Annotated in this window: 19 protein-coding genes; 10 read left to right on the forward strand and 9 right to left on the reverse strand. The window is 50.9% G+C overall.

Features of this window, described 5'->3' with window-relative positions:
- Position 1 precedes the first annotated feature (1 nt).
- From FBY13_RS06460 to FBY13_RS23390, 5 genes are all read right to left on the reverse strand, one after another.
- Positions 2-379 (reverse strand): hypothetical protein, encoded by a 378-nt coding sequence (locus FBY13_RS06460; protein ID WP_255474428.1) that lies wholly within the window; start codon positions 377-379, stop codon positions 2-4.
- Between the two features lie 316 nt (positions 380-695).
- On the reverse strand, positions 696-986 hold the full coding sequence (locus tag FBY13_RS06465; protein ID WP_145393768.1) for a hypothetical protein: 291 nt from the start codon (positions 984-986) through the stop codon (positions 696-698).
- On the reverse strand, positions 987-5195 hold the full coding sequence (locus FBY13_RS06470) for an RHS repeat-associated core domain-containing protein (protein ID WP_255474429.1): 4209 nt from the start codon (positions 5193-5195) through the stop codon (positions 987-989).
- Between the two features lie 17 nt (positions 5196-5212).
- Positions 5213-5650 carry a DcrB-related protein gene (locus FBY13_RS06475; RefSeq protein ID WP_063878709.1) on the reverse strand — a complete coding sequence of 146 codons (438 nt, stop codon included), beginning with the start codon at positions 5648-5650 and terminating at the stop codon, positions 5213-5215.
- 154 nt (positions 5651-5804) lie between these two features.
- Positions 5805-5951, reverse strand: coding sequence for a hypothetical protein (locus tag FBY13_RS23390; protein ID WP_186440791.1), 147 nt, complete (start codon positions 5949-5951; stop codon positions 5805-5807).
- Positions 5952-6458: 507 nt separating this feature from the next.
- Between FBY13_RS23390 and FBY13_RS06480 the strand changes: the two genes are divergently transcribed.
- The 4 genes from FBY13_RS06480 to FBY13_RS06495 all read left to right on the forward strand — a co-directional run bounded on the left by FBY13_RS06480 (position 6459) and on the right by FBY13_RS06495 (position 10799).
- Entirely contained in the window at positions 6459-8087 is a 1629-nt protein-coding gene (locus FBY13_RS06480; protein WP_145393769.1) for an ABC transporter substrate-binding protein, read from the forward strand.
- 353 nt (positions 8088-8440) lie between these two features.
- The gene (locus FBY13_RS06485) at positions 8441-9427 is read left to right on the forward strand and encodes a hypothetical protein (protein WP_145393770.1); all 987 of its coding nucleotides are present in this window, start codon (positions 8441-8443) and stop codon (positions 9425-9427) included.
- A 105-nt stretch (positions 9428-9532) separates the two neighbouring features.
- Positions 9533-9802 (forward strand): hypothetical protein, encoded by a 270-nt coding sequence (locus FBY13_RS06490; protein ID WP_145393771.1) that lies wholly within the window; start codon positions 9533-9535, stop codon positions 9800-9802.
- A 298-nt stretch (positions 9803-10100) separates the two neighbouring features.
- Positions 10101-10799 (forward strand): DUF1868 domain-containing protein, encoded by a 699-nt coding sequence (locus tag FBY13_RS06495; protein WP_145393772.1) that lies wholly within the window; start codon positions 10101-10103, stop codon positions 10797-10799.
- A gap of 158 nt (positions 10800-10957) precedes the next feature.
- On the opposite strand, the gene FBY13_RS06500 is transcribed toward FBY13_RS06495, so the two are convergent.
- From FBY13_RS06500 to FBY13_RS06510, 4 genes are all read right to left on the reverse strand, one after another.
- Positions 10958-11368 (reverse strand): hypothetical protein, encoded by a 411-nt coding sequence (locus tag FBY13_RS06500; RefSeq protein WP_063878714.1) that lies wholly within the window; start codon positions 11366-11368, stop codon positions 10958-10960.
- A gap of 641 nt (positions 11369-12009) precedes the next feature.
- Positions 12010-13620 (reverse strand): FAD-NAD(P)-binding protein, encoded by a 1611-nt coding sequence (locus tag FBY13_RS06505; RefSeq protein WP_145393773.1) that lies wholly within the window; start codon positions 13618-13620, stop codon positions 12010-12012.
- 267 nt (positions 13621-13887) lie between these two features.
- Positions 13888-14058: a hypothetical protein gene (locus FBY13_RS23395; RefSeq protein ID WP_186440792.1), complete on the reverse strand. Its 171-nt coding sequence runs from the start codon at positions 14056-14058 to the stop codon at positions 13888-13890.
- A gap of 494 nt (positions 14059-14552) precedes the next feature.
- Positions 14553-15110 (reverse strand): GNAT family N-acetyltransferase, encoded by a 558-nt coding sequence (locus tag FBY13_RS06510; RefSeq protein WP_145393774.1) that lies wholly within the window; start codon positions 15108-15110, stop codon positions 14553-14555.
- A 272-nt stretch (positions 15111-15382) separates the two neighbouring features.
- On the opposite strand from FBY13_RS06510, the gene FBY13_RS06515 reads away from it, so the two are divergent.
- The 6 genes from FBY13_RS06515 (at position 15383) to FBY13_RS06540 (ending at position 22807) form a co-directional block, all read left to right on the forward strand.
- Entirely contained in the window at positions 15383-16072 is a 690-nt protein-coding gene (locus FBY13_RS06515) for a hypothetical protein (protein ID WP_145393775.1), read from the forward strand.
- Between the two features lie 161 nt (positions 16073-16233).
- Positions 16234-17652: a sugar porter family MFS transporter gene (locus FBY13_RS06520; RefSeq protein ID WP_186440793.1), complete on the forward strand. Its 1419-nt coding sequence runs from the start codon at positions 16234-16236 to the stop codon at positions 17650-17652.
- A gap of 624 nt (positions 17653-18276) precedes the next feature.
- The gene (locus FBY13_RS06525) at positions 18277-18861 is read left to right on the forward strand and encodes a fimbrial protein (protein ID WP_145393776.1); all 585 of its coding nucleotides are present in this window, start codon (positions 18277-18279) and stop codon (positions 18859-18861) included.
- Positions 18862-18925: 64 nt separating this feature from the next.
- Positions 18926-19462 carry a fimbrial protein gene (locus FBY13_RS06530; RefSeq protein ID WP_186440794.1) on the forward strand — a complete coding sequence of 179 codons (537 nt, stop codon included), beginning with the start codon at positions 18926-18928 and terminating at the stop codon, positions 19460-19462.
- Positions 19463-19525: 63 nt separating this feature from the next.
- Positions 19526-22015, forward strand: a complete 2490-nt coding sequence (locus FBY13_RS06535) for a fimbria/pilus outer membrane usher protein (RefSeq protein WP_145393778.1) — start codon at positions 19526-19528, stop codon at positions 22013-22015.
- 54 nt (positions 22016-22069) lie between these two features.
- A complete protein-coding gene (locus FBY13_RS06540) occupies positions 22070-22807 on the forward strand; it encodes a molecular chaperone (RefSeq protein ID WP_145393819.1) in 738 nt (245 codons plus the stop codon).
- Positions 22808-22821 lie beyond the last annotated feature (14 nt).

The following is a 22821-nucleotide window of genomic DNA, read 5'->3' on the forward strand; positions in this document are numbered from 1 at the left end:
TTTATCCACATTTCTTGGGGCGAGTATTTAATCCTTTATCAGGAAAAATACCACCTGATTTAATATTCCGACGATCTTTAAATCGCTGCTGAAATTTCTGCCACCATGTTTTCCCAGTCGATGATTCAGGGTGAGGGGCTGAAGGGTTGACTTTATTGACCTTTACTTTATCTAATTCTGCTTCGAAAGCTGCATCTAGTCGTCTGTTGTCATAAGTGACCAATTGTACTTCAACATCTATTACATTTAACGGAGACCTGTTCCAGTCCCACTGACCTTTTTTCATAATTTCAGCATAATTATTTGCCGAAATTGTCCTCTGCGAAAAATTGATATCCTTAGTATTAACCCATTCACCACTAAACCTTAACGGATTCACTCAACTCAGCGGATTCGGTGCATACAGGTTCAAGGTGTCTTGCCGCGATCAGACTTCATAAAAAGTTTTGTTAGTGATAAAATAGCCTGTCATTAACGAGCAACGTATGCAGCGGCGTATCGTGAATCTGCGAATGCCTTCATGCTTACGCAAACACTTAATTACGGTGGGTTGTAAGCTTTAATTGATAGGAATTATACTTCCTTGCGCATTTTTAATTAAAGTAAATACCTCATGAATAGCGTCTTTTGATACCGGTTGATGTTTTTTATGATTCCTTGTGAATATTCGGGAGGGGATTATCCTCCCGAATATGTTACTCTTCTTCTATCGTGAGTGAAGTGTTATTTTCTTCCAGGTGAACTCTGATTGAATTGATTATTTTTTTTGCATTGCCCGCATGTACATTTAAAAAAACATTAGTTTTTTCATAGCATAACTCAACGTCTGCATCCCAGCCTGATTCTGAGTTTTTATATTTATAAGCTACAGAATTATCGTTTGTGAAAGTTTTATCGAGATCGATTGATGATTCCAGTACGAAATTTATATGTTCAAATAGTTCCTTGCTGCTTATGGAACTTGCTAATTTAAATTCATAACTCATTTACCTTCCACTCCCATGCGGCCTGTTTCTTATATTAGGGTAATCTGCTGGGTTCCGAATTCCGATGTGTGTTAAATCAGGATTGGTGGAAATATTTCCAAGATCATCAAGTTGATCACCTGCAGGATTTTCTTTATGAATATGGCCATTCAAACCAGATTTTGGTGTCAAATTACCATTTCTCATATTCATCGATTGATTACCATATGGATGAATGCGTACCTCAGAACCATCTGAATGCTTCCATACTTGATTTCTTGCTGCACTATTGCTCACTTTAGTTTGGCTAAAACCATTATGCGAAAGAGTCTTCTCTATTTTATTAACTGATTTTCCTCTTAATTCAGGTAACTGTCCTGACGCGCTTGAACATTGGCTCAACCCCAGCGGATCCACCCAGCTCAGCGGGTTCGGTGCATACTGATACAGGTTCCAGCCGCCTTCCAGCCCTATCGGGTCCTGAACCGTGAACCGTCCCACCTGCGGGTCGTAATAGCGAAACAGATTGTAGTGTAGACCGGTTTCGCTGTCCGCATACTGGCCCGCATAGCGCAGCGGCTGATGGGGCAGGGCAGACTGTTTCGCCAGCCGGGTAAAGCCCTCTGTCTGCCGGCGCACTTCACCAAAACTGCCGTACTGGCCGCTCCAGCGGATGTCGCCGCGTTCATCGGTTACCTCCAGCGGTGCCCCATTGAGATCGGTATTGAACCACAATACATCGCCCCGACCGCCGTCTGCCATATGGTCGATGCGCGCCAGCGGGCTCCAGGCCTCGTTAGGATCGTACACATAGGTCTGGCACTGGCCGTTATCCTGCTGCTCCTGTAACAGACGATAGCCCTGCCAGAGGAAACGGGTTTCTTTGCGATCGTGCCGGCTTCTGACCACTTTGCGGGTGCGTCTGCCCAGCGCATCGTAATGATAGTGTGCGGTAAATTCGCCGTCCGGACCATTGCCTTTGGCGGTGATGAGCCGGTTTTCGGCATCATAGGTAAAATGCTGCTCATGCAGGCCGCTACGGCGACTGACCAGGTTGCCCCAGCCGTCATATTTCATAAACAGATTCTGCCAGTGATGCAGCCGGTTGTCGGTAACCGGCAACGCGTGCAGTGCATCGTCGTTTGCCGCCAGGTTGTCCGCGTTATCGTAAGCAAAATGCGACGTGCTGTGGCCCTGTCTGGCTTCATAGTGCTTCAGCAGGCGGCCTTCATCATCGTAACCATAGATAATGTCGCCGCGCAGCGTATCACTGACAGACTCCAGTTCACTGCGTGCCGAATAGCGGAAAGCGCGTTCCAGAATGGCTTTTTCCGGCAGCACCACCTGGCTATGCAATTCACTGCGCTGCATCGTGCGCCTGCCAAGGCTGTCGTACTGGCGCGCCTGCTCCCTTGCGCCCTGACTGCGGCGGATTTCCCGGTGCAGACGGTCGCGGGTAAATTCACTGACCAGTTGCTGATTAAAGCGGATGGCGCTGACATGGCCAGAGCCATAGTGCAGCCAGGCAAGCTGCTGTTCCCCCGGCAGGGTCAGATGGGTGAGGTTGCCGAGGGCATCCCATTCGTAATCCAGTTTTCCGTTTATACCGGACTCGGATAATAACTGGCCTGCTGCGTCATAGGTGAAGGCGATTTCATCCTCTTCGATACCGAGCGCGATCCCCTCTGCAGTCGGGGTACGAACCAGGCCGGCGAGTTGTCCGCTCCGGTGGCGGCGATAGTGGTATTCGGCATGCTGCGTCGTGCGTCCGGTCATCAGGCCGCTGTCGTCGTAGCGAAAGTGCTGCCAGCGACGGGCTGCGCCACCATCGAGAGCGGGCTTGCCGTTTTCCTGTAAACCGCTGAGAAAACCCTGCACGTTCCATTCCAGATTACGCGAGGTTTTATCGGGTCGGATTTCACTCAATGGACGACCGAGCGGATCGCAGGTAAATCGGTATTCACCGCCGTTGCCGTTTTCCAGACGGAGCACATTGCCGCGAGCATCATAATGCCAGCGACGAGTGCGACCAATCCGGTCTGTCAGGCTCACCGGTAAACCCAGCGCGTTATAGGTCCAGCGCACCTCGGCTTCCAGCGGATCGCGCCACGCGCTGAGCTGCCCCTGGTGATTCCAGTGCAGGGTTTCACGGCTGCCGTCCGGATGAATGATGGCGCACAGTTGCCCACTGTCATTCCATTCGCGCGCTGTAACATGGCCTTCAGCATCTACGCTGCGGATAAGCTGACCAAATCGGTCATAGCTGAACGTCGTTACGCTGCCGGAGCAGTCGGTACGCCGTGTCAGCAGCCCTTGCCGGTTCCATTCCAGCTTTACCACGCCGCCCGTTGCATCGATGATGCTGTCTGGCAGCACTTCTGTGTCATCAGGATAGTGATAGGTGGTGATGTTATTGAGCGCATCAGTTTCACTGAGCAGGCGAACGTTAAGATCGTAAGCCGCCTGGGTAGCAGTAAGATCGGGATAATCGGTACGGAGGATACGGTCGGTCATGCGGAACCAGTGCCGGGTGGTTCGTCGTCCAACCGGGTCGATCTCCTGCGTCATGCGACCATAGCGGTCCCAGTTGCTGCAGCGCATAGCCCCGCCGGGCAGAATGACATCGCACAGCTCGCCCGCGCGATAAACCAGCATTGTCTGGCGACCATCGAAATCGGTAAAGCGGGCGACGTTATCGTCATCGTCGATCAACCAGTGCGCCTCAACGCCGTCATCACGTCGCGCGCGACGGGTGCCATTATCAAAATCGTACTCAAAATCCAGCTGCTCGCCGCCGCTGTGACGGAAGGCCACCACACGGGGCAAACCATCAATTGTCTGCCAGCGATACTCACTCAGCAGGCCGTTTGTATCCTCATGAGCGACCATCAGGCCGTCGCGCCACTGGAAGCGTCGACGCACGCTACCGCCCCGGCCCGTTACCGTAACGAGCTGGCCCATATCGTCATAAGCGTAACTGACCAGACAAATTTCGTCATCCAGCCAGGCTCCGCTAAGCCTGTTATCGGCATAGCGGCATACCACGCGCTGACTGGCGCTGTCTGTCAGCGCGTTCAACGTATGATCGGGGTTCCAGTCAAAGGTTATCTGGTTGCCGCAAGGGTCGGTGAGGCAAAGGGGAAGAGAGGGGCCGTCGTCGGGCAATGGCATAAAATGCCAGCGCTCGCCGCTGATGTCATACAGCGACCAGCTGTCGTCACGGTGATGTTCCAGCCAGCGTTTTTCCGCTTCGCAGTAAGTCCGCTGTCCCTTTGGTACCCGAGGGAAAGAGACGTAATCGCCGGAGGGCGCGCGCCAGACCAGCCCGTCCTGATAGCGCTCCAGCCGGGTTTCCCAGAACAGGTTCCAGCCACGGCCCAATATGCTGTCGCCGGGATTACCGCTGCGCCAGTAACGCTGCCAGCTAACGGGCAGCCGGGAAGGGAGCACAAAATCCAGCTCATCGTCGCCGCTGAGAAATTTCTGGCCGCTGACGATATCCACCGGGCGGGCAACAATACCTGCGGCCGCCACACCGGTCATCAAGGCACCAGCACGGCAGGCCACTCGGGCGATTTTATTGATGCCGGGAATCTTGCTCAGTAATTTACCCAGCGCCCCGACCTTGCCAGCCGCGCCGCCCACGCCACCGGCCAGGCCGGCAAACAGCAGGGTGAGGTCCGATGCTTTATAGGCCCATTCAGGCACTTCAGGCTTGATGGGGAGCGTTTGCTCAGGTTCGCCGCCGATGTAGACGTTGTCAGAGCCCGTCATCACTTTTGCATCGCAGGTGGTGCGATCGTCGATACGTGCTGCAGGCAGGCCGTTGATATAAACCCGGGAGGAACCTTCCGCCATCTGCTGCGGACCATCGTCCGAGCAGGCCACTATGCTGTTGGTGGCCATGGCGGCAGGTTTACTGTTAACAAACACGTTGGGTGAGCCGGTAGTAATCGTGCCTTTTTTGGTCATGCTGGCCGCGCCGGCATCCGCTATCCCATCCCGGGCGGCGGTAGCCAGTTCTCCGGTGAGATAACCCACGCCGATGCTGAGCCCAACCAACAATACGCCAACACCGAGACAGGATGCGCCTATGCCGGCGACCATCAATGCACCCGCCGCAATACCGCCTGCCGCAGCGATCAATCCACCGACGAGGGTACCCGCAATCATGCCTGCCAGCGCATGAGAGTGACCGATATCATCGCCGAGGCGTGCAGCTTCAAACATGATAATTGCCCTTGTCGTTAAGCGTTAAAGCGAAAACTTTTAAGCAGCGTTTGAAACTGTGCCTGATCAGCGTCACTGATGGCGGACATGGAGGTCATGGTAAAGACCAGCACTTTGTGATTATCCGGCGTGAAGACCGACTGCTGTTGCCAGGTGCGTTTGCCGTCACGCAAAAAATTAGCGTGCACGCATTCGCCTTTAAGCAGATCGTCACCCAGTACGGCAGGGCCACGTTCAGTCTGTTTCCATCCCTTAATGTGTTTTTGCATCAGCGTTAACTGACGATCGATGTACGCAGGCAGCGCTTCACCGTCGGCGAGCGTATCGCGTGAGAGAGTAAAAGCGGGGGCATTGGCAGCAGAAGCGGTGAAAGCATTAACCGTGCGGTCCTGATAATCCTCAGGCAGTGTGATTTGACCTTCCGTAAACAGACAAGCGATGTTTGAGCCTGACATCGTACACATTCCTTATCCTTAAGATGTGCTCAAGTTTGTCATGAAAAGCGGGGAATCTCCAGCAAAGGCAAGGGCGGGAAGAGGGCCTGGCTGGAATGTCAGAATAATCCTTATCGGCAAAGGGATAATGGCCTCATGGCGAGGCCATTATGGGTTACCTGTGCGGGCCGCCGCCAGGACCGCCACCGCCACCTGGTCCCATCTGTCGCGGGCCGCCGCCGGGTCCCCAGTATGGCCAGATGCAGCCCGACAGGGCAGAAACACTTGCTAACGCGATAACGAACAGAATCACTTTTTTCATACGGGCTCCTGATTGATGTGAATGACTCTATCAGGCCCTGCCTGTACAAGTATGTGGCGGATGAAAAAGGCTCGGCAGGATAACGTAAAAGTTTCGTTAACCGACGCGTTCGGGGCGCAGACCGACAGCCAACTTGTTTTATCTGCCTGTGTTGCGGGCTTGACCTCATGAAGGTCAGGACAAGCTGTTAGCGGTGTTGCCCATCATCTTATAACCAGACCACGGCGTGTATTACCGCAGGCCGCCCTTATTTGTCCCGGTGCACATATTTGTCTTGGTGCACAAAACAGGTGCGCCCGTGAGGCGGAGTAACGCAATCCAGGGTTCACCGCGGCGTCACATTTGAGCGGTGACGTGCTTCTTTGCATCAGAAGTGTGCACCGCTACGCGGTTTTAGTCGCGAACCGACCGCAGACTGGCATGGCACAAACCCTCGCCCCTGGCCCACAAATTGCAATGGTCGTGGTACGAAGTCACATTATCACTTAGCAAAAAGGAATCAGACGAATGTCCGTGAGCCGTTTATATGTTGCCCGCCTGTGTTTACCTGCAATTTTTACGAGTTTGTCGTTCTCTTCGGTGGCCTTTGGGGCAAATGTACCCAATGGCGTAGCGCTGGCCCCTGTGCAGGAGATCGTGCGGGGCAACGGTGATGAGCCTTCAACCCTGGATGTCGATAAAGCCGAAACCAATGATGCCTTTGCTGTGATTAACGATCTGTTTGAAGGGTTGGTGCGGACAGACCCTGAGGGCAAAATCATGCCAGGACTGGCGAGTTCGTGGGAAACGACCGACAACAAAGTCTGGACCTTTCATCTTCGCCCTGAGCTGACATGGTCAGACGGATCGCCTCTCACCGCCGAAGATGTCGTGTTCAGCTGGCGTCGTCTGACCGATCCAAAAACCGCTTCGCCTTATGCGTCTTTTGCTAACTATGCGCACATCCTTAATGCCGATGCGGTAACGGGCGGTAAAAGTCCGTCTGACAGCCTGGGCGTAAAAGCGTTAGACGCTCACACCGTGCAGGTTACCCTGGATCAACCGGTATCCTATTTTCTGCAGTTTGTTGCGCATCCTTCCCTGTTCCCGGTCAGCGAAAACAATATTAAAAAGTTTGGCGATGCCTGGATCAGACCGGGCAACATGGTCAGCAGCGGGGCGTATAAACTGGATCAGTGGGTGGTAAATGAAAAAATTACGCTGACCCGTAACGATCGTTACTGGGATAACGCCCATACCGTAATTAACCGGGTGACGTTTTTACCCATTCACGACGTTTCAGCCGAGCTTAACCGCTACCTGGCCGGTGGTATTACGATTACGGAGAATATTCCCGCCATTGATTTTGCGCGGATGAAAAAAGAGCGGCCCAAAGAGGTTCACAGCACGGCTGTTTATAGCGTGTTCTACTTTCAAATTAATACGCATAAACCGCCCTTTACCGATGCTCGCGTGCGTCAGGCGCTGGATTTGGCACTGGATAAAGGCATCATCGCCGATAAAGTCATTGGCATGGGACACAAAGCGGCTTATACCGTTCTCCCTCTGTCCATGGGGGAGGTCACGCTGTCGCCGCCTGAGTGGGCCGGCTGGACGCAGGCGCAACGGGTAAAAAAAGCGCAGGCGCTGCTCAATGAAGCCGGTTTTTCCGCCAGTCATCCTCTGAGTTTTACTCTGCTCTACAACACCAATCAGGATAACCAACGTATCGCCATCGCCGCGGCCTCGATGTGGGGGAAAACATTAGGTGCAAAGGTCACTCTGCAAAACCAGGAATGGAAAACCATGTTAGATACCATGCATCAGCGACAATATGATCTGGTGCGCTATACCTGGATTGGTGACTACAGTGAGCCCTCTACCTTTTTAAATACCTTCCGCAGTGGCGACAGCCAAAATAGCTCAGGCTATGCCAGCATAGGGTTTGATGCGGCCGTAAAAGCCGCAGGAATGGATACCGATCCCCATGCTGTGACCCAGGACTACCAGAAAGCCAGCGACATTATCGCGAAAGATACGCCGGTCATACCAGTTTTCTATGGTGCGCTCAACAAGTTGGTCAATCCAAAGGTCGGCGGTTATGCACCCTCACATCTGGGGTTCTACTACACCAAGGACCTTTATCTTGTTAAGTAAGGCTGGCCGCTGCTTGCTCTTATCCGGACGGCGCTTTTAACTCATCTGGGGCCAGATTCTGGCCCCAGACCGCCTGGTACAATCTCCGGCCTTTCCTGTCAGCGCCGGAGAACGCCCATCCACCACGCAGTCAACGCACATTTTCGCCCAGCTAAATCCCACCGCTTGAAACTCGCTTGCAAAAGGTAACGACTGGAAATGTTCTTCTGTTTTAAAACTGCATGCGGAAATGGGATGTTATGCGCTGAGGTAAATCAATGACCCGATCCGCCTTGAATAAACTGCACGCATAAAACATCGGTGACCGGGTGCCTTGCCCAATAATATCCCCACGCACTTATTGAAGGTAAAAAATGGAAAAACCATTTTTTAAGAAGCAGATAGTTGACTCTTCCAGCACTGAGTGCCGTGAAACGCTATCCCCGTGGGTGCTTTTACTCCGGCGGAACTGGGTGTCTTTTGTACTGGGAAGTATGACCGTGATCTGCTTCGTGCAAAGCCACCCGCTGCACGCGCGGCTGGCGGCGGCAACGCATGCCACGCTGCCACGACCGTCTACTTCCAGCGCAGCTTCAGATGCCAGGATGAGCCAGCGCCAGGCTGCGCTCACCACAGCTTCACTTGAGCTTGCCTCTGCCCAGGCTAAACTGGCGGCGGAAAAGATTCGGCTCGTCAGTGCGCAGCTAAAGCTTGAACAGAGCAGTCTGCTTCAGGACATCGATCATACCCAACAACTCGCGTTTCAGCAGGTCAGCGACAGCCGTTTCCAGCAAGCCATGCTGAATGGTCAACTTGCGCAGCTGACAGAGCAAATTAAAATTGAATCGGCGCAAATCGGTATGGCTCAAAAGCTGGTCAACACCTGGCGGCCGTTGTTAGCAAAGGGGTACATCTCCACGCTTCAGTTTGAGCAGGAGCAATCGACCGTATGGGGTTATGAGAGCCAGTACCGTGCGCTGCTACAGCAGCAGTATGGTGCCCGTCAGCAGTTAAGCGTATTGAACGATCAACAGCTTCAAATACCCCTGGCGACCGCCGTTAAGCTCAACGTTATGCGCCGCCAACTGGCGCAGGTGGATGAGAGCCTTTCACAAAATGAAAGCACCCTGCAGCAGGCGCTTTATACGCCTTCTGAGGATTCGGTAAAATCCATTCCCGCGAAAGCGGGCGCGGGTGAATCCGGCAATTCGCAAAACACTATCACTGGATTAACATCCGGTAAGCCCGTCGCTGTAACGCCCAGAGATAATCATGCCGAACCGCATTTTCAAAGAGTAAATGCCCAGGCCGGTAATACCTTCAGCAGTGGGCATCATTCGGTCTCAGCGCATAATGTGTAATCCGGTTCAGGCTGGTGGCTGACGCACAGGGGAAGAATATGTATTTACACCATCAGCCCGGCAGGATAGCCTCATTTCTCACTTCCCTTTCAGGCGAATCGTAAAATGCCCGATTACTGTTTCTATCAAAAAGGTCAGCACACCGTTGTTCTGGAAAGAAATGATGCGGACGGCGCTTATCTGCTGGAAGAAAAGGGCTATGAAAAACAATTTGAAGAGGTGAGTGCGGTTAACAGTAATCAGGCGCTTAACCGCTTTGCTGATATTCGCCGGAGTAATCGCCATGACCATTACGACTTTCTCTCGGGCGCTATCGCTATGCCATTGATGGGCGTGCTAACCGCAATTGCTGTTTTACTGTTACGGAAAAAATAGTCAGGACGTCGATAGTGCTGGGCGGTGATGGTATGACATCCCGTTTTGTTTTTTGCCTGCTCTGGGTTAACCCCCGCTCGCTGTCCTGAACCCGTGCGTTTAAAACCACGCCTTGCTTACCCGCTCCTGTTCCACCGGCACTGCTGTCTGATAACGGTCATGATCGCGCGGTATCCTGAAGATGGGGAGCCATAAAGAGCGTTGTGGCCTCACGTCATAACATCGCCTGTGGCCATGCCAGTCCAGACATTAAAACGCCACAGATAAGCGTTCACGATCAGGCGCGGGAGCCTAAATCATGTCAGAAGTGCTGGAGCAGGAAGGGTGGAAAGAGAATGCCATCGGTGAAAAGTTTAACGCTAACGGTGAGGTACTGCCTTTCAGAGGAAACACGCTGATTTGTCATCTGGCCCAGGACAGTGAGATGGTTGGTGTAACTGGCGAAATGGTGGACGCGATGAAAGCCGCAGGATTGGGTCGCTGTTATGCGTTTCTGCCGCCGTCGAGCTATCACATGACGGTGTTTAATGGTGCCAACGATCGGGCACGGTATCATCCGGCCTGGCCACAAGATCTGAATCTTGATGTTTCGATGGATGAGTGCGATCGGCTGTTTGCCGCAAAACTGGCAGATTTCAGGCTAACATCTTCTTTACCTTTGCAGATGCGCATTGGCGGAATTGGGTTAAAGCAAGGTGTTTCCCTGTCGCTGGCGCCGTTGGACCCGGCGGAAAATAGCAAAATACGTTCACTCCGCGACGCGCTCAGCAGCACACTACACTGCAGACGAAGCAATCACCATGTCTACGAGTTTCATATTAGCGTGTCCTACCTCATCCACAAACCGGTCGATGAGGAGCTCTGCCTGCTGCAGATGTTAAGAGCAACGTATCTGGAAAAACTGATGCGGGTTTCCCCGGTTATTAAGCTGGGCGCGCCTGAGTTTTGTACGTTCCGGGATATGTTGGGTTACAGGCCGTTGTTGAGGCTGGAATAATCAAAATTTCTTTTAGCTGCTAAGAGGCTAACATTGCGGCACAGCACTGATTAAATCGGCGTGAAAATTATATAAAATGATTTTTTTAGAGATTATTTAAAAGGCTTAAGTTTAAAAAAATCCGCGAGTCGCCTCAATAAGACAGCTCGCGGAATATATTAATTTGAAACTTTATCTGCTTGTATTGTTGCACTACCTGTATTGTCAACGCAGTTATCGTCTGTCACAAACGCCATAAAGGTTGCGGTAGTAGGCACGTTGACGGTGATGGGCGCGCTACCAACGGTGGTGCCCCAGCGAGCATTACCTAAACCGCCTTGTAAATAGACGGAGCTTATTTGGCAGCCATCGCTTAATGAACCATTTGCACAACTCATGTTATTTGAGAGCAAGGACATAGTATAGGTGCCCGGTTGCAACTGAAACTGTAATGCGGTACCTGATTGCACCCTGACGTTACTTAATGGCGGGTAGATACAGTGATCTTTTGCATTAATTGTAAATGAGGCAGCCTGGCTGCCAAAAGAAAATAGGGATAATAGTAATAAGGCATTAATTTTGGTTTTCATACAAAATATCCTTGTTTCAATATCAGGTGAAGTTTTATGAAGCCAACACGGTTTTCAATTTTCTGATAATGATCTTCGTAAATAATGTGGATGATTTTTTCTGTTAAGCCTCTCTGGTTTAGTGAGGAGTAAGAGTGACTCTAACTGTTTCCGTTCGAGAGCGTGAATGAGCAATGCTTACGTACTTACCACCAGGCTTAACGATCAATTGATCTGAGAGAATCGAGAGAAATGCATGAGCATAAGGTAAAGAGAAGGGTAAAAGCTGGGGCTGCTAATAAGGCTTAAGCTCAACACAGGGAAGGTGGCCCGTCTCACTACATTATATTCGCCATTAGGCGAATGCCGGGGCTGGCTATTCAGTATATAAACTATGAATTCCGTCACGGTGATGACAGCCTCCAGGAGCATTGTTTTACTATTTGTTGTATCAGACCGATTCACACATCAGACCTGATAGCGTGCGGCTAAACATACGCGTTAAAGGGCTAGGCGCAGCTAAGTTGAATTCTCGTTAGCGGGCATATCTTTTTATAGCGATATGCCCGTATCCGAAAGCTTATGTAAAAGCAGTACAAGGCATGAAGCGGTCAACCAGAAATTGCACGGCAAAATGACTGTCTGTATCGCAAACACTGTGCTCAAAGTTCAACATACGCCAGCCTTTTCCGCGAGCGCGAGGGCGTTTCAACGATTGCACTGGCAATGGCCGCCCCGATATCGGCACAGACTGTCAGCCCCTGCACAAAGGGCTGGTCATGCATCAAATAGGGCAGTGCGGCAAAGGCGATGCGTCCCCGGGCGGAAGCGGGAGACAGCAAGGTATAATCATCACCCACGTCAGGAATCTCATCGCCGCAGCGCTGGATCTGCTGTTTCAGTGTGGCAAATGGCAGATCTTTAGTTTTGAGCGCCTTCTGTCCTCGCGCATCAATAAACACGTCAAACGTGAGCTGTTGTTCCCCGCTAACAATGCGCGTTTTCGTCTGCTGCCTTTGCAGTTCATACTCTTCACCGAGTGCAAGGATGCTGATAATGCCGGCTTCGCGTAGTGCCAGCAACCGACGGATCGACTGTGAAGGAATCGCCGCGTAGTTATCGATAAACACTTTGGCGAGGCCGCCTGAAAAGCGTTTACTGTCACTTTCGTTAAGAAAGGGAACGATTTCCTCAACCACTTCGTGCAACCGCAGAATGGTATAGCGCCACGGCACGGTTCGCCTGTCGCGTTTGTTGCGTTCAACTTCATTCAGATTGGTGCTGGCCCAGTGGAAAGGGTCCTGCTTCTGTCGGTTGGCAAACCAGGCTTCCGGAAAACGGTCGACATCAAGCGTTTTCAACGCAATCGCTTCACTCCACGCAGGTGCCGCCTCTTCAAGCTCTTTCACCATCAGCGCAAACACCCGATCAAGCAATCCCTCTGCGCCCGCAGCAATCGCGTTGTCGATAGCGCTCTCTGTTACCACGTTCAGCGGCTCATAGGGAATCGGGCAATAGAAGTCGGCCTCCGGCAGAATGCCCGAGCGGGACATCAGGACGATCTTCAGCGCCTCATGGCCTTTATCCAGCGTAAAGGTGATCTCTTCATCATCGGCTTCCACAAACTCGCCATGCTGGATCGCCACGGCCATGGCGGCATCAATGCCGCTCAGCGAGGTGCCCATAATGCCGACATCACAGGCCGGTATTCTGGCCTCCATCAGGCCAGACCAGGGGCTGGGGAAATAGGTGCGGGTAGACGCACTGTCGTCCGGCCAGACGTGACCTGTCGCGATCACCACCTGATCAAAGGTTTCAGGTGAGTCTTCGCCCTGCGTCCAGAGTTTTACCCCTGCATCGGTCGCCTCAAGATCGGTGACCTGACAACGCTCATGGATTTTTACCTCAAAGCCTTGCTCTGTGGCGCGGGAAACCAGTGTCAGAAACTGGTCGCGGAAATACTCGCCAAGCAGGATACGCGGCAGAAACTGGCGAATATGCAGAGCGCCGGGATCGACATTATATCGCCTGAGATGGCTGTCACTCTGGGCGCGCAGCCAGTCGATATAGGTCATAAACACCGGGGGAATTTCGATACTGGCGATGTTTGCCAGCATCATCCGGGAGTTCTCTTCATCGCTGTAAGGCATGCCGACGCCGGCCTCGTCGCCTTGTTCATAAACGGAAATGGCAAGCGGCACGTTATGGCCCAGAAGTGAATAAAACGTGTAAATGCCGGTTGGCCCGGCACCGATTATCGCGATCTTTTTCATCGATGTTCGCACCTTGTTATTGTTATGGGGTTCGGTCGCAGGCTGTGTTTTGCGCATGCTGCAGGAAAGGCGACGCATTCATGCACGTTTTTCTCCTCGCCGGTATCATCAAGTTTACTCGACTATTCCAGAACTGCGCGGGCTAAGGATAGGCGTGAAAACTAAGCGCAGCGGCTAGCAGGCTCCGAGCGTGGCAAGTTGGACGAAGAGAAAAGGTAAGCTGAAATTAAGGTGAGAAAAAAAAAACCGGCTCAGGGCCGGATTTTGTTAAGACTGCGGTTGGCCTACCGGCCCTTTGCCTAATGGCCCGCCGGGAACGGATTGTCCGCTTGGCGCGTGAGGACGACCATCATTACTTATGGCACCGCTTTCCTGCTGGCAACCTGACATGACGAGCAGGCTGGAGATGATGAATAAACCGGCGAATATGCTTTTCATGGCTTTCCTCTTGAGCATTAAAGGGAGAATAAAATGACCTCTTAAGCCTGGTTTGTATTTCCGCGAAGTCAATGCGGCGATGGCTGTCTGTGTTGAAGACGGCAAACGCAGGCCGCATCGCGAATCCCGCATTACAGCGTTCGAGGATGTCGGCAGCAGAATCAGGGCTCAGGCAAAGGAAGGACGGGAAAATCAGCCTGATTTCGCGCGCCGCTTAGTTCAACCATTGAATCTGCTCAGCCTCACCCGAATAGCGGGTCAGATTGCCTTAGCACGACGATGATCCGGTATGAAAAATGGCACTGCGAGGAGGATACAGAAAATATGCGCCATGGCGTGCGGCAGAAGGGTTATGTAAGGATCAGTTAAGACGCGACCAGGCTGTCCGCCAGCGCGTTAAGGTTAACCAGACGGCACCGCGTTGTCCGTTTTAAGCCAGGAGAAAAAATGCCTGATGACTCATCGGCTATTTGATGTGGCTGAACTGACTATGTTCAGTTAATAGGGTTCAGACCATTATTTTCAAGCCATTCAGGGCGAAGAATACCCATCGCCACGCGATCGGAGCGCTTATTATCACGATAAACGGCCTGCCTGATCACGCCTTCTTTAACAAACCCATTCCTTTCATAAAGACTCAGCGCATGAGCATTACAGGAAATGACTTCCAGACTCAGACGATGCAAATTGAGTTCCATAAAGGCATAGCGCATGATTAATTTCAGGCCTTCATCACCAAAACCCTGTCCGCGATCTTTTGCCTGTCCAATCCCCATTGCCAGGCTTGCCTGCTGATTATTCCATTCAATACTGTGCAATGTGACAAATCCAATCAGGCGGTCATCGGCCTTTGTTCGGATATGAAAATAAAAATCGTTGTCAGCGGGAAGCATGATTTTGGCCAGTTTCTCTGCAGAAAGCGGAAAAGCAGGCTCTGTGTCTACGCAACGAAGATAGACATCGTCCTGATACCACAATGCCATGGTGTCGATATCTTCCGCTCTGGGTGCGCAAATTCGAATACGCGCTGCCGAAAAAAGCCTGTTTTCCATCGGGTAGTCGCCGCTTATTTCAGGATGTCAGCACTATATCATTGGGCGATCGTTTAAAAATAAACGTTTCGGCTTTAAGAAGCACATCAATCCTGCCTGTCGGCAGCCGGGAAATGCCGGGTATTACATAACCGGCGGGAGCCATAATGTCCTGGACTAATCAAACGCATGTTATTGCAAAAAGCGTGTAACATTCAGCGGGAGTATTAAGGCTGTCATCAATGAGGGGATAACATGATGCCGCCTCACTTCACGCTTATCAGGAGAATGTATTGGAACTGTGTCATCATCTTGAAAGCATTTACGCGGCACGATCCCGCCAAACGCTGACCCAATGGCAGGGCGCGAATGCGTCTTCGGCGTGTACGGCAACGAAATCTTTTTACCCGGAACATTTATACGCACTGACCAGCGGCATCCGGCCTGCACTGAATCCGGCAATAATCGCATTACTCCACGAGCTGGGCGCACTGACTGCAGGAGATTCCAGGGCGGATATCATGCATCCAGATAATTTCCATGTGACCTTTCTTCCCGTCACGCCTGCACAGTATCAGCGCCGTGAAACGATGCCTTCTACGCTAAGCCTGGAAAAAGCCTTCAATCAAAGCGTTAAGCATCGCCACCTGCAGGTCGATATGCTGCGGCTGGTGGCGCTTCCTGACCAGTTATTGCTGGCGGGCGTACCCGATGAGCTCGCCGTGAAAGAAAGGGCGCTGTTTTGGGAGACATTGATGTCGGGAGAATGGCGTGAACCGCTACAAGAAAGGCATGCGGGAAAAACCAGCCCGCCGGCGTTCTGGCACACCACCTTGCTGCGTTATCAGGCCGCGACCTTACCAGCCAGCCTGCGCGCGTTTTTTATTGCCAACCAGCATCAGTGTTACGGTTCGGTGCAGGGCACAATCAGACTGGCCGCAACGACCTATAACTGGTCAGATGTGAATTTTTTAACTGATTGAAATAAAATGCAAAAAACACAGGTCGCGTCTTAGCGCGATCTCCGTCACACTTATATTCGCCTCAGTAGGATAGTCCATATCCTGGACGAATTTCCCCTCATCCTTCTTTGCCACCGCTTTATATCCTGTATGGACATTGCATGCTGTATAAGCGGAGCTTAATGATGTCTCATGTAAATACTTTGAATATTAATAGCCAACACCAGCAAAAAGTTCGGCGTATGAACCTGTTTATCTCCATATCGGCGGCGCTGGCCGGATTGCTTTTTGGCCTGGATATCGGCGTTATCTCGGGCGCACTGCCCTTTATCACTCAGCACTTCCGTTTAAGCAGTCATGAGCAGGAATGGGTGGTGAGCAGCATGATGCTGGGGGCGGCTATTGGTGCCATCTGCAACGGTTGGGTGTCACACAGCCTGGGCAGAAAATACAGTCTGATGGCCGGGGCCGTGCTGTTTATTCTGGGATCGCTGGGCTCTGCCTTTGCCACCAGTGTGGAAGCGCTGCTGGGCTTTCGGGTATTACTGGGGGTTGCGGTGGGCGTGGCGTCTTATACCGCACCGTTATATCTGTCCGAGATGGCCACGGAGAACGTGCGGGGAAAAATGATCAGCCTTTATCAGCTGATGATTACCTTTGGCATTGTGCTGGCTTTCCTGTCCGATACCGCGTTCAGCTACAGTGGCAACTGGCGCGCCATGCTGGGCGTGCTGGCCTTACCGGCGGTTATCCTGTTCATTATGGTTATCTTCCTGCCTAACAGTCCGCGCTGGCTGGCGGCAAAAGGCCTGCATGTGGAGGCAGAGGAAGTGCTACGGATGCTGCGGGATACCTCAGGAAAGGCCCGCCAGGAGCTGAATGACATACGTGAAAGCCTGCGCATGAAGCAGGGCGGCTTTGCATTATTCAAACGTAATCCCAACGTCAGACGGGCGGTATTCATGGGGATGTTGTTACAGGGCATGCAGCAGTTTACCGGCATGAACATCATCATGTATTACGCGCCGCAGATTTTTAAAATGGCGGGCTTTAAAAGTACCCAGGAGCAAATGATCGCCACGGTCGTGGTTGGTCTGACGTTTATGTTTGCCACTTTTATTGCCGTTTTTACAGTGGACAGAGCAGGCAGAAAACCCATTCTGAAAATCGGCTTTTCCGTCATGGCGTTTGCCACCCTGGTGCTGGGTTATTGCCTGATGAAAGCGGGGCAGGGTGAGATCAGCAGCGGGTTATCCTGGGTTTCCGTTGGTATGACCATGCTGTGTATTGGCGGATATGCCATGAGCGCAGCGCCTGTCGTCTGGATTCTGTGTTCTGAAATTCAGCCGCTCAAATGCCGTGACTTTGGTATCACCTGCTCGACCACCACGAACTGGGTAGCGAATATGATTATCGGCGCGACCTTTCTGTCGCTGTTGGGCAGTATCGGCGCGGCGGGCACCTTCTGGCTGTATACCGGGTTTAACCTGCTGTTTATTGTTATCACGGTTTACCTGGTGCCGGAAACCAAGAATGTTACCCTGGAGCGGATTGAGAAGAATTTGATGGCGGGTGAGAAGCTGCGGGATTTGGGAAAATAACGTAACAGTCCAGAAATGGCATCGTGTTTATACGATGCCATTTTTAGCAGTAATATAAAATATTATGCCTTCTGATACGTAATGCTGTTAAGGACTGAAACTTCATAATACTTAGCTGACTTACCTACAGTTTTTCAGAAGCAATAATATCTATCAATGCTTTATGAAACCCGGATAACTAATAAACCAGCATAGCAGTTATAAAACTTCTCGCGCATCACTGAAAATGTATTTGATGTCATCATCGTCCGGCGTGTATTCGAATTGTTAATTATATGTGTGCGATATGCTACAAGTACGGCTGCTAAAGCAGTGTGTCGTTTTATTCTATTTGACGATGCATCATTCCTCATTATGTTGTTTGCTCACTCTTCCTTTGGATTTTTATTCTTTTTTTATGCTGATTTTTGGCTTGAGGATGTCGTTTTTGACATTATTTATGCTTTATCTTCTAAGTTTTTATTTTTTTGCAGATAATTCTTCTCGCCAATTATGGGGTTGGGCTGAATCGAACCTTACAAACCAGTAAGCACTTTTCGCCTCCGGGATGAATTTCTTTAAGAAAACTCCACCGTTTTTGGCTTTGAATTTTGGCAAATTGTTAAATACATGGGATTGAATGTAATGAAAATGAATAAGCTCGCGTCTGTTCTGGCTCTGACTTTAAGCATGGTTGCTGTTTCAAATGTTTATGCAGCAGATGACGTCGCTAACCAGGGCCAGGGCCGTATTACCTTTACCGGTTCAATCATTGACGCAGCGTGCTCTATCAGCCCTGAAACCTCCGATCAGGAAGTCTCTCTGGGCCAGATTGCCGCTTCTCAGCTTGCTGACAGTGGCGTTTCAAAACCTGTCAATTTCCAGATTGACCTGCAGCACTGCACCACGAACAGCACCACGTCAGAAGGTACAGATGGCAAAGATGTCGTTACTACCACTGCGCCAGCAGTAACAGTAACTTTCGGTGGTTCACCTGCCGTTGAAGGTGACAACACCTGGTTTGGTATTACTGGTACCGCTTCAGGTGCTGGCGTGGTGATTACCGATGCATCAAGCAACAAAATCCCAGTGGGTGGTACCACCACAGCACGTGAGTTAATTGAAGGCGACAACACCATGGGCTTCTCTGCATACCTGCAGGGTCTGGGTGACAAAGTGACTACAGGTGAATTCACCTCTATCGCAGACTTCACGCTGGCTTACGAATAAGTTAACGCCAGAGCTGATAAAACATCCCTGGGCATTGGCCAGGGATGTTCCGATGGAGACTGGCATGTATCTGCGCATATTGTTTTTAATGACGTTTTCAATGATGTGGACTTCCGCTCAGGCTGCAAAATGGATCGATCATGGCCATGGTCATGTACATGTAAACGGCCAAATTCAGGAGTCAGCCTGCAGTATCCATACTGATGATGTCTGGCAGGAGGTCACTTTTCCACCATTCTCTTCAGCTGCCCTGATAAACAATGGGCTGGCGTCGGAATTACCGTTTTCGTTAAGGCTGGTTAACTGCGATTTAAAACGAGACAGCGGCGGTGAATGGAAAAGCGTCTCGGTTACTTTTGATGGTGATAAGGTCGAGCATCATCCTGAATTATTTGCGATTTCAGGCGAAGCACAAGGATTCGCCCTCACGGTATCTGACAGTGCTGGCCATATTGCCTATCCTGGCGAAATGATGGATGAAGTACCCCTAAATAAAGACGGCACGGAACTGCGTTATCGTTTGGCCGTGGTTCCAACAGGCGATGATTTTGAGGAGGGGAAATGGTCGGGAACCGTACGCTTTATGGTTACCTACCAGTAAAAGTTTATTTGTAATTCCATTTCAGGCTTTGACCAACCTCTGTAAGTTAAGAAGATTATATAAATGGGTAAATCACTGTTATTACCGCGTAATAAGCTGGGTGCGTGTATTCTTCTGGCTTTATCTGGTTACATTTTTCCGGCTTATTCCGTTGAGTTTAATATGGATATTCTGGATGCTGAAGATCGTAATAATATTGACTTATCTCATTTTTCCGAAGCCGGTTATATTATGCCGGGTAAATATTTGCTCACACTGAAAATAAATGGCAGCACTATTGGCGATCAGGACATCATCTTTAAAGAGGCAGCTTTTCATGGGGATGAAAAAACACGTATCAGAGCCTGTCTGAATCGTGAACAGGTCGCGATGCTGGGGTTACGTCCCGATGCGCTAGCCAAAATAATTTTTAATGACGAAGGAACCTGCGCAAATTTTGATGGCCTTGACGGGGTGGTATTAAAAGGCGACCTGTCGCAATCGACGCTGGACGTTTCGGTTCCCCAGGCATGGCTGGAATACCAGGATGCGACCTGGCTCCCGCCTTCGCGCTGGGAGAATGGTATCCCGGGCGTGATGCTGGATTACAGCCTGAACGGTTCGGTCACAAAAACAGCGCAAGGGGCACGCTCGCAGACTGCCAGCGGCAGCGGTACGGCGGGTCTGAACCTGGGGGCATGGCGTTTACGTGGTGACTGGCAGGGTAACTACAGTGAAAGTGGTGCGCGCAGTGGCGCAGCAACTAAAAGTTTCAGTTGGGGGCGGTTTTACGCTTACCGGGCACTGACTTCAATCATGGCAAAACTGACGCTGGGTGAAGATTACTTATCCTCCGACCTGTTCGATTCCTGGCGCTATACCGGAGCTTCACTGGTCAGCGATGAAAGCCAGCTTCCACCTAAGCTGCGCGGCTATGCACCGGAAGTCAGTGGTATTGCGCGTACCAATGCCAAAGTCACCATTAGCCAACAAGGGCGAGTCATTTATGAGACGACTGTGGCAGCGGGACCGTTCCGCATCCAGGAGTTAAACAGTGCGGTGAGTGGCGATCTGGATGTCACCGTTACCGAGCAGGATGGTAGCGTTCAACATTTTCAGGTGACCACAGCAACCATTCCTTATCTGACCCGGCCTGGACAGATTCGTTATAAGTTTACTACTGGCCGATCTTCAAATTACAGCCACAATGTGGAAGGGCCGCTTTTCGGTACGGTAGAGGCATCATGGGGCATTAGTAACAGCTGGTCTTTATATGGTGGTGGCATATTCTCGCCAGATTATAAAAGTGTGGCAGTGGGTCTGGGCCGTGATTTATTTCAGTTCGGTGCGCTCTCGGCAGATATTACCCAGTCTATGGCAAATTTACCGAATGAAGGGGAATTGCATGGGCGTTCGTACCGGATCAGTTATTCTAAAAGGTTCGATTCGATTAACAGTGATATTACGTTCGCGGGTTATCGTTTCGCCGAACGTAATTATATGACCATGCCGGAATATCTCGATAGTCGTTATCACGGCAGCACCCGAGGTAACAGTAAAGAGCTCTATACCGTTACCGCCAGTAAAAGTTTTACCGATCTTCGTTTATCGGCTTATTTAAGCTGGTCGCATCAGACTTACTGGAATAAACCTGAAACGGATCGCTACAGCCTGTCATTAAGTCGTTATTTCGACGTAGGTGACTGGCACAATATTTCTGCATCACTCTCTGCGTCGCGCAGCGATTACAACGGTAAAAAGGATGATGCGCTGTGGCTTAGTCTGGGCATGCCTTTAGGCTCAGGAACAGCAAGCTATAACGGTAACTATGGTGGTAAAGCATTTAGCCAGACTGCGGGCTGGTATCAGTCGCTGGAAAACGGTGACAGCTACCGTATGACGGCAGGCACGCGTAGCAACAAAGACGGCAGCAACACCACCACTCAGGCCAGCGGCATGTATAACCACAATGGCGATCATGCTGATGTAACGGCGAATGTGAGCTGGCAGGAAAAAAGCTATACCTCCGCCAGCCTTTCAATCAGTGGGGGCATGACGGCAACGCTCGAAGGCGCGGCGCTTCATGGCGCCAGCAGCCGTGGCGGTACGCGTATGTTGATCAGCACGGATGGCGTAGCGAATGTACCAATAGGGCACGATGGCAATACCAATATGTTTGGTATTGCGGTGATGCCTTCCGTGCCGAGCTATTATCGCTCTTCAGTCAGTGTTGATGTGAATCGTCTGCCGGACGACGTTGAAATGGGGGATTCACCAGTTGTAGAAGCTGCACTGACCGAGGGCGCAATTGGCTTCCGTCACATTGACGTGCTCAAAGGCGCCAAAGTGGTGGCCATTCTGCGCATGGCGAACGGCGATCACCCGCCCTTCGGCGTCTCAATATTAAATGCGAAAAAACGTGAAGTAGGCATGGTGAGCGATGGTGGACTAGCCTGGATTACGGGTGTTAATCCGGACGAAAAACTCACTCTGCAATGGAGCGGGAGTATGCAGTGTACAACGACATTACCGCATGTGATTCCCACCAGTCAGTTATTACTGCCGTGTGAGTGATTTATATTTTCGACAATGAACTTTGCTAACGAGTATTATTTGGATAAGAAATTCATGAACATTAATAAGCGATTTATATCAACGCTGCTGGTAACAGGGGCGATATGTTTTAGTTTTTGTCATCAGGCTATTTCTGCCGTTTCACTGGACCGGATACGGGCGGTATTCAACGGTACTGAAAAAAATCTGATAGTCAATATTACTAATGACAGTACGAAGAAACCTTATCTCGCGCAGGCATGGCTTGAAGATGCGCAGGGAAAAAAACTCACAGATTATTTGATGGTTACGCCGCCGATGCAAAGGCTGGAGCCTTCACAAAAAAGTGTTATTCGTATCACGTCGTTGCCTACGGTAAACAATCTGCCAAAAGACCGTGAAAGCTTATTTTATTTTAGCGTAAGAGAAGTGCCGCCAAAAAGCGACCATCCGAATGTGTTACAGCTGGCGCTGCAAACTAAAATTAAACTTTTTTACCGCCCGGCAGCCATCGTGGCTGAACGTTTTAGTCAGCACGATGACCAGCTTGTACTGCACAAAATGAGTGGCGGATATAAAATCGTTAATCCATCACCTTATTACATGACGGTGCTTGGTATCACAGGTAAACCGGGTCAGGCGGTGGCAAAAGATTTTAAACCCGTCATGATTGCTCCCAAATCCAGTGAAATGGTGCGCTCGGCCATTTTCTCTGAGCCGCATGTGATTACGATTAATGATTTTGGCGGCAAGCCTGTGGTGCCTTATAGCTGTCACGGGGATATCTGTCAGGCCAAAGCAAAACAGGCTTAAACTCAGGATGGATG

Source organism: Pantoea sp. SJZ147, assembly GCF_007828605.1.
Taxonomy (GTDB): Bacteria; Pseudomonadota; Gammaproteobacteria; order Enterobacterales; family Enterobacteriaceae; genus Pantoea; species Pantoea allii.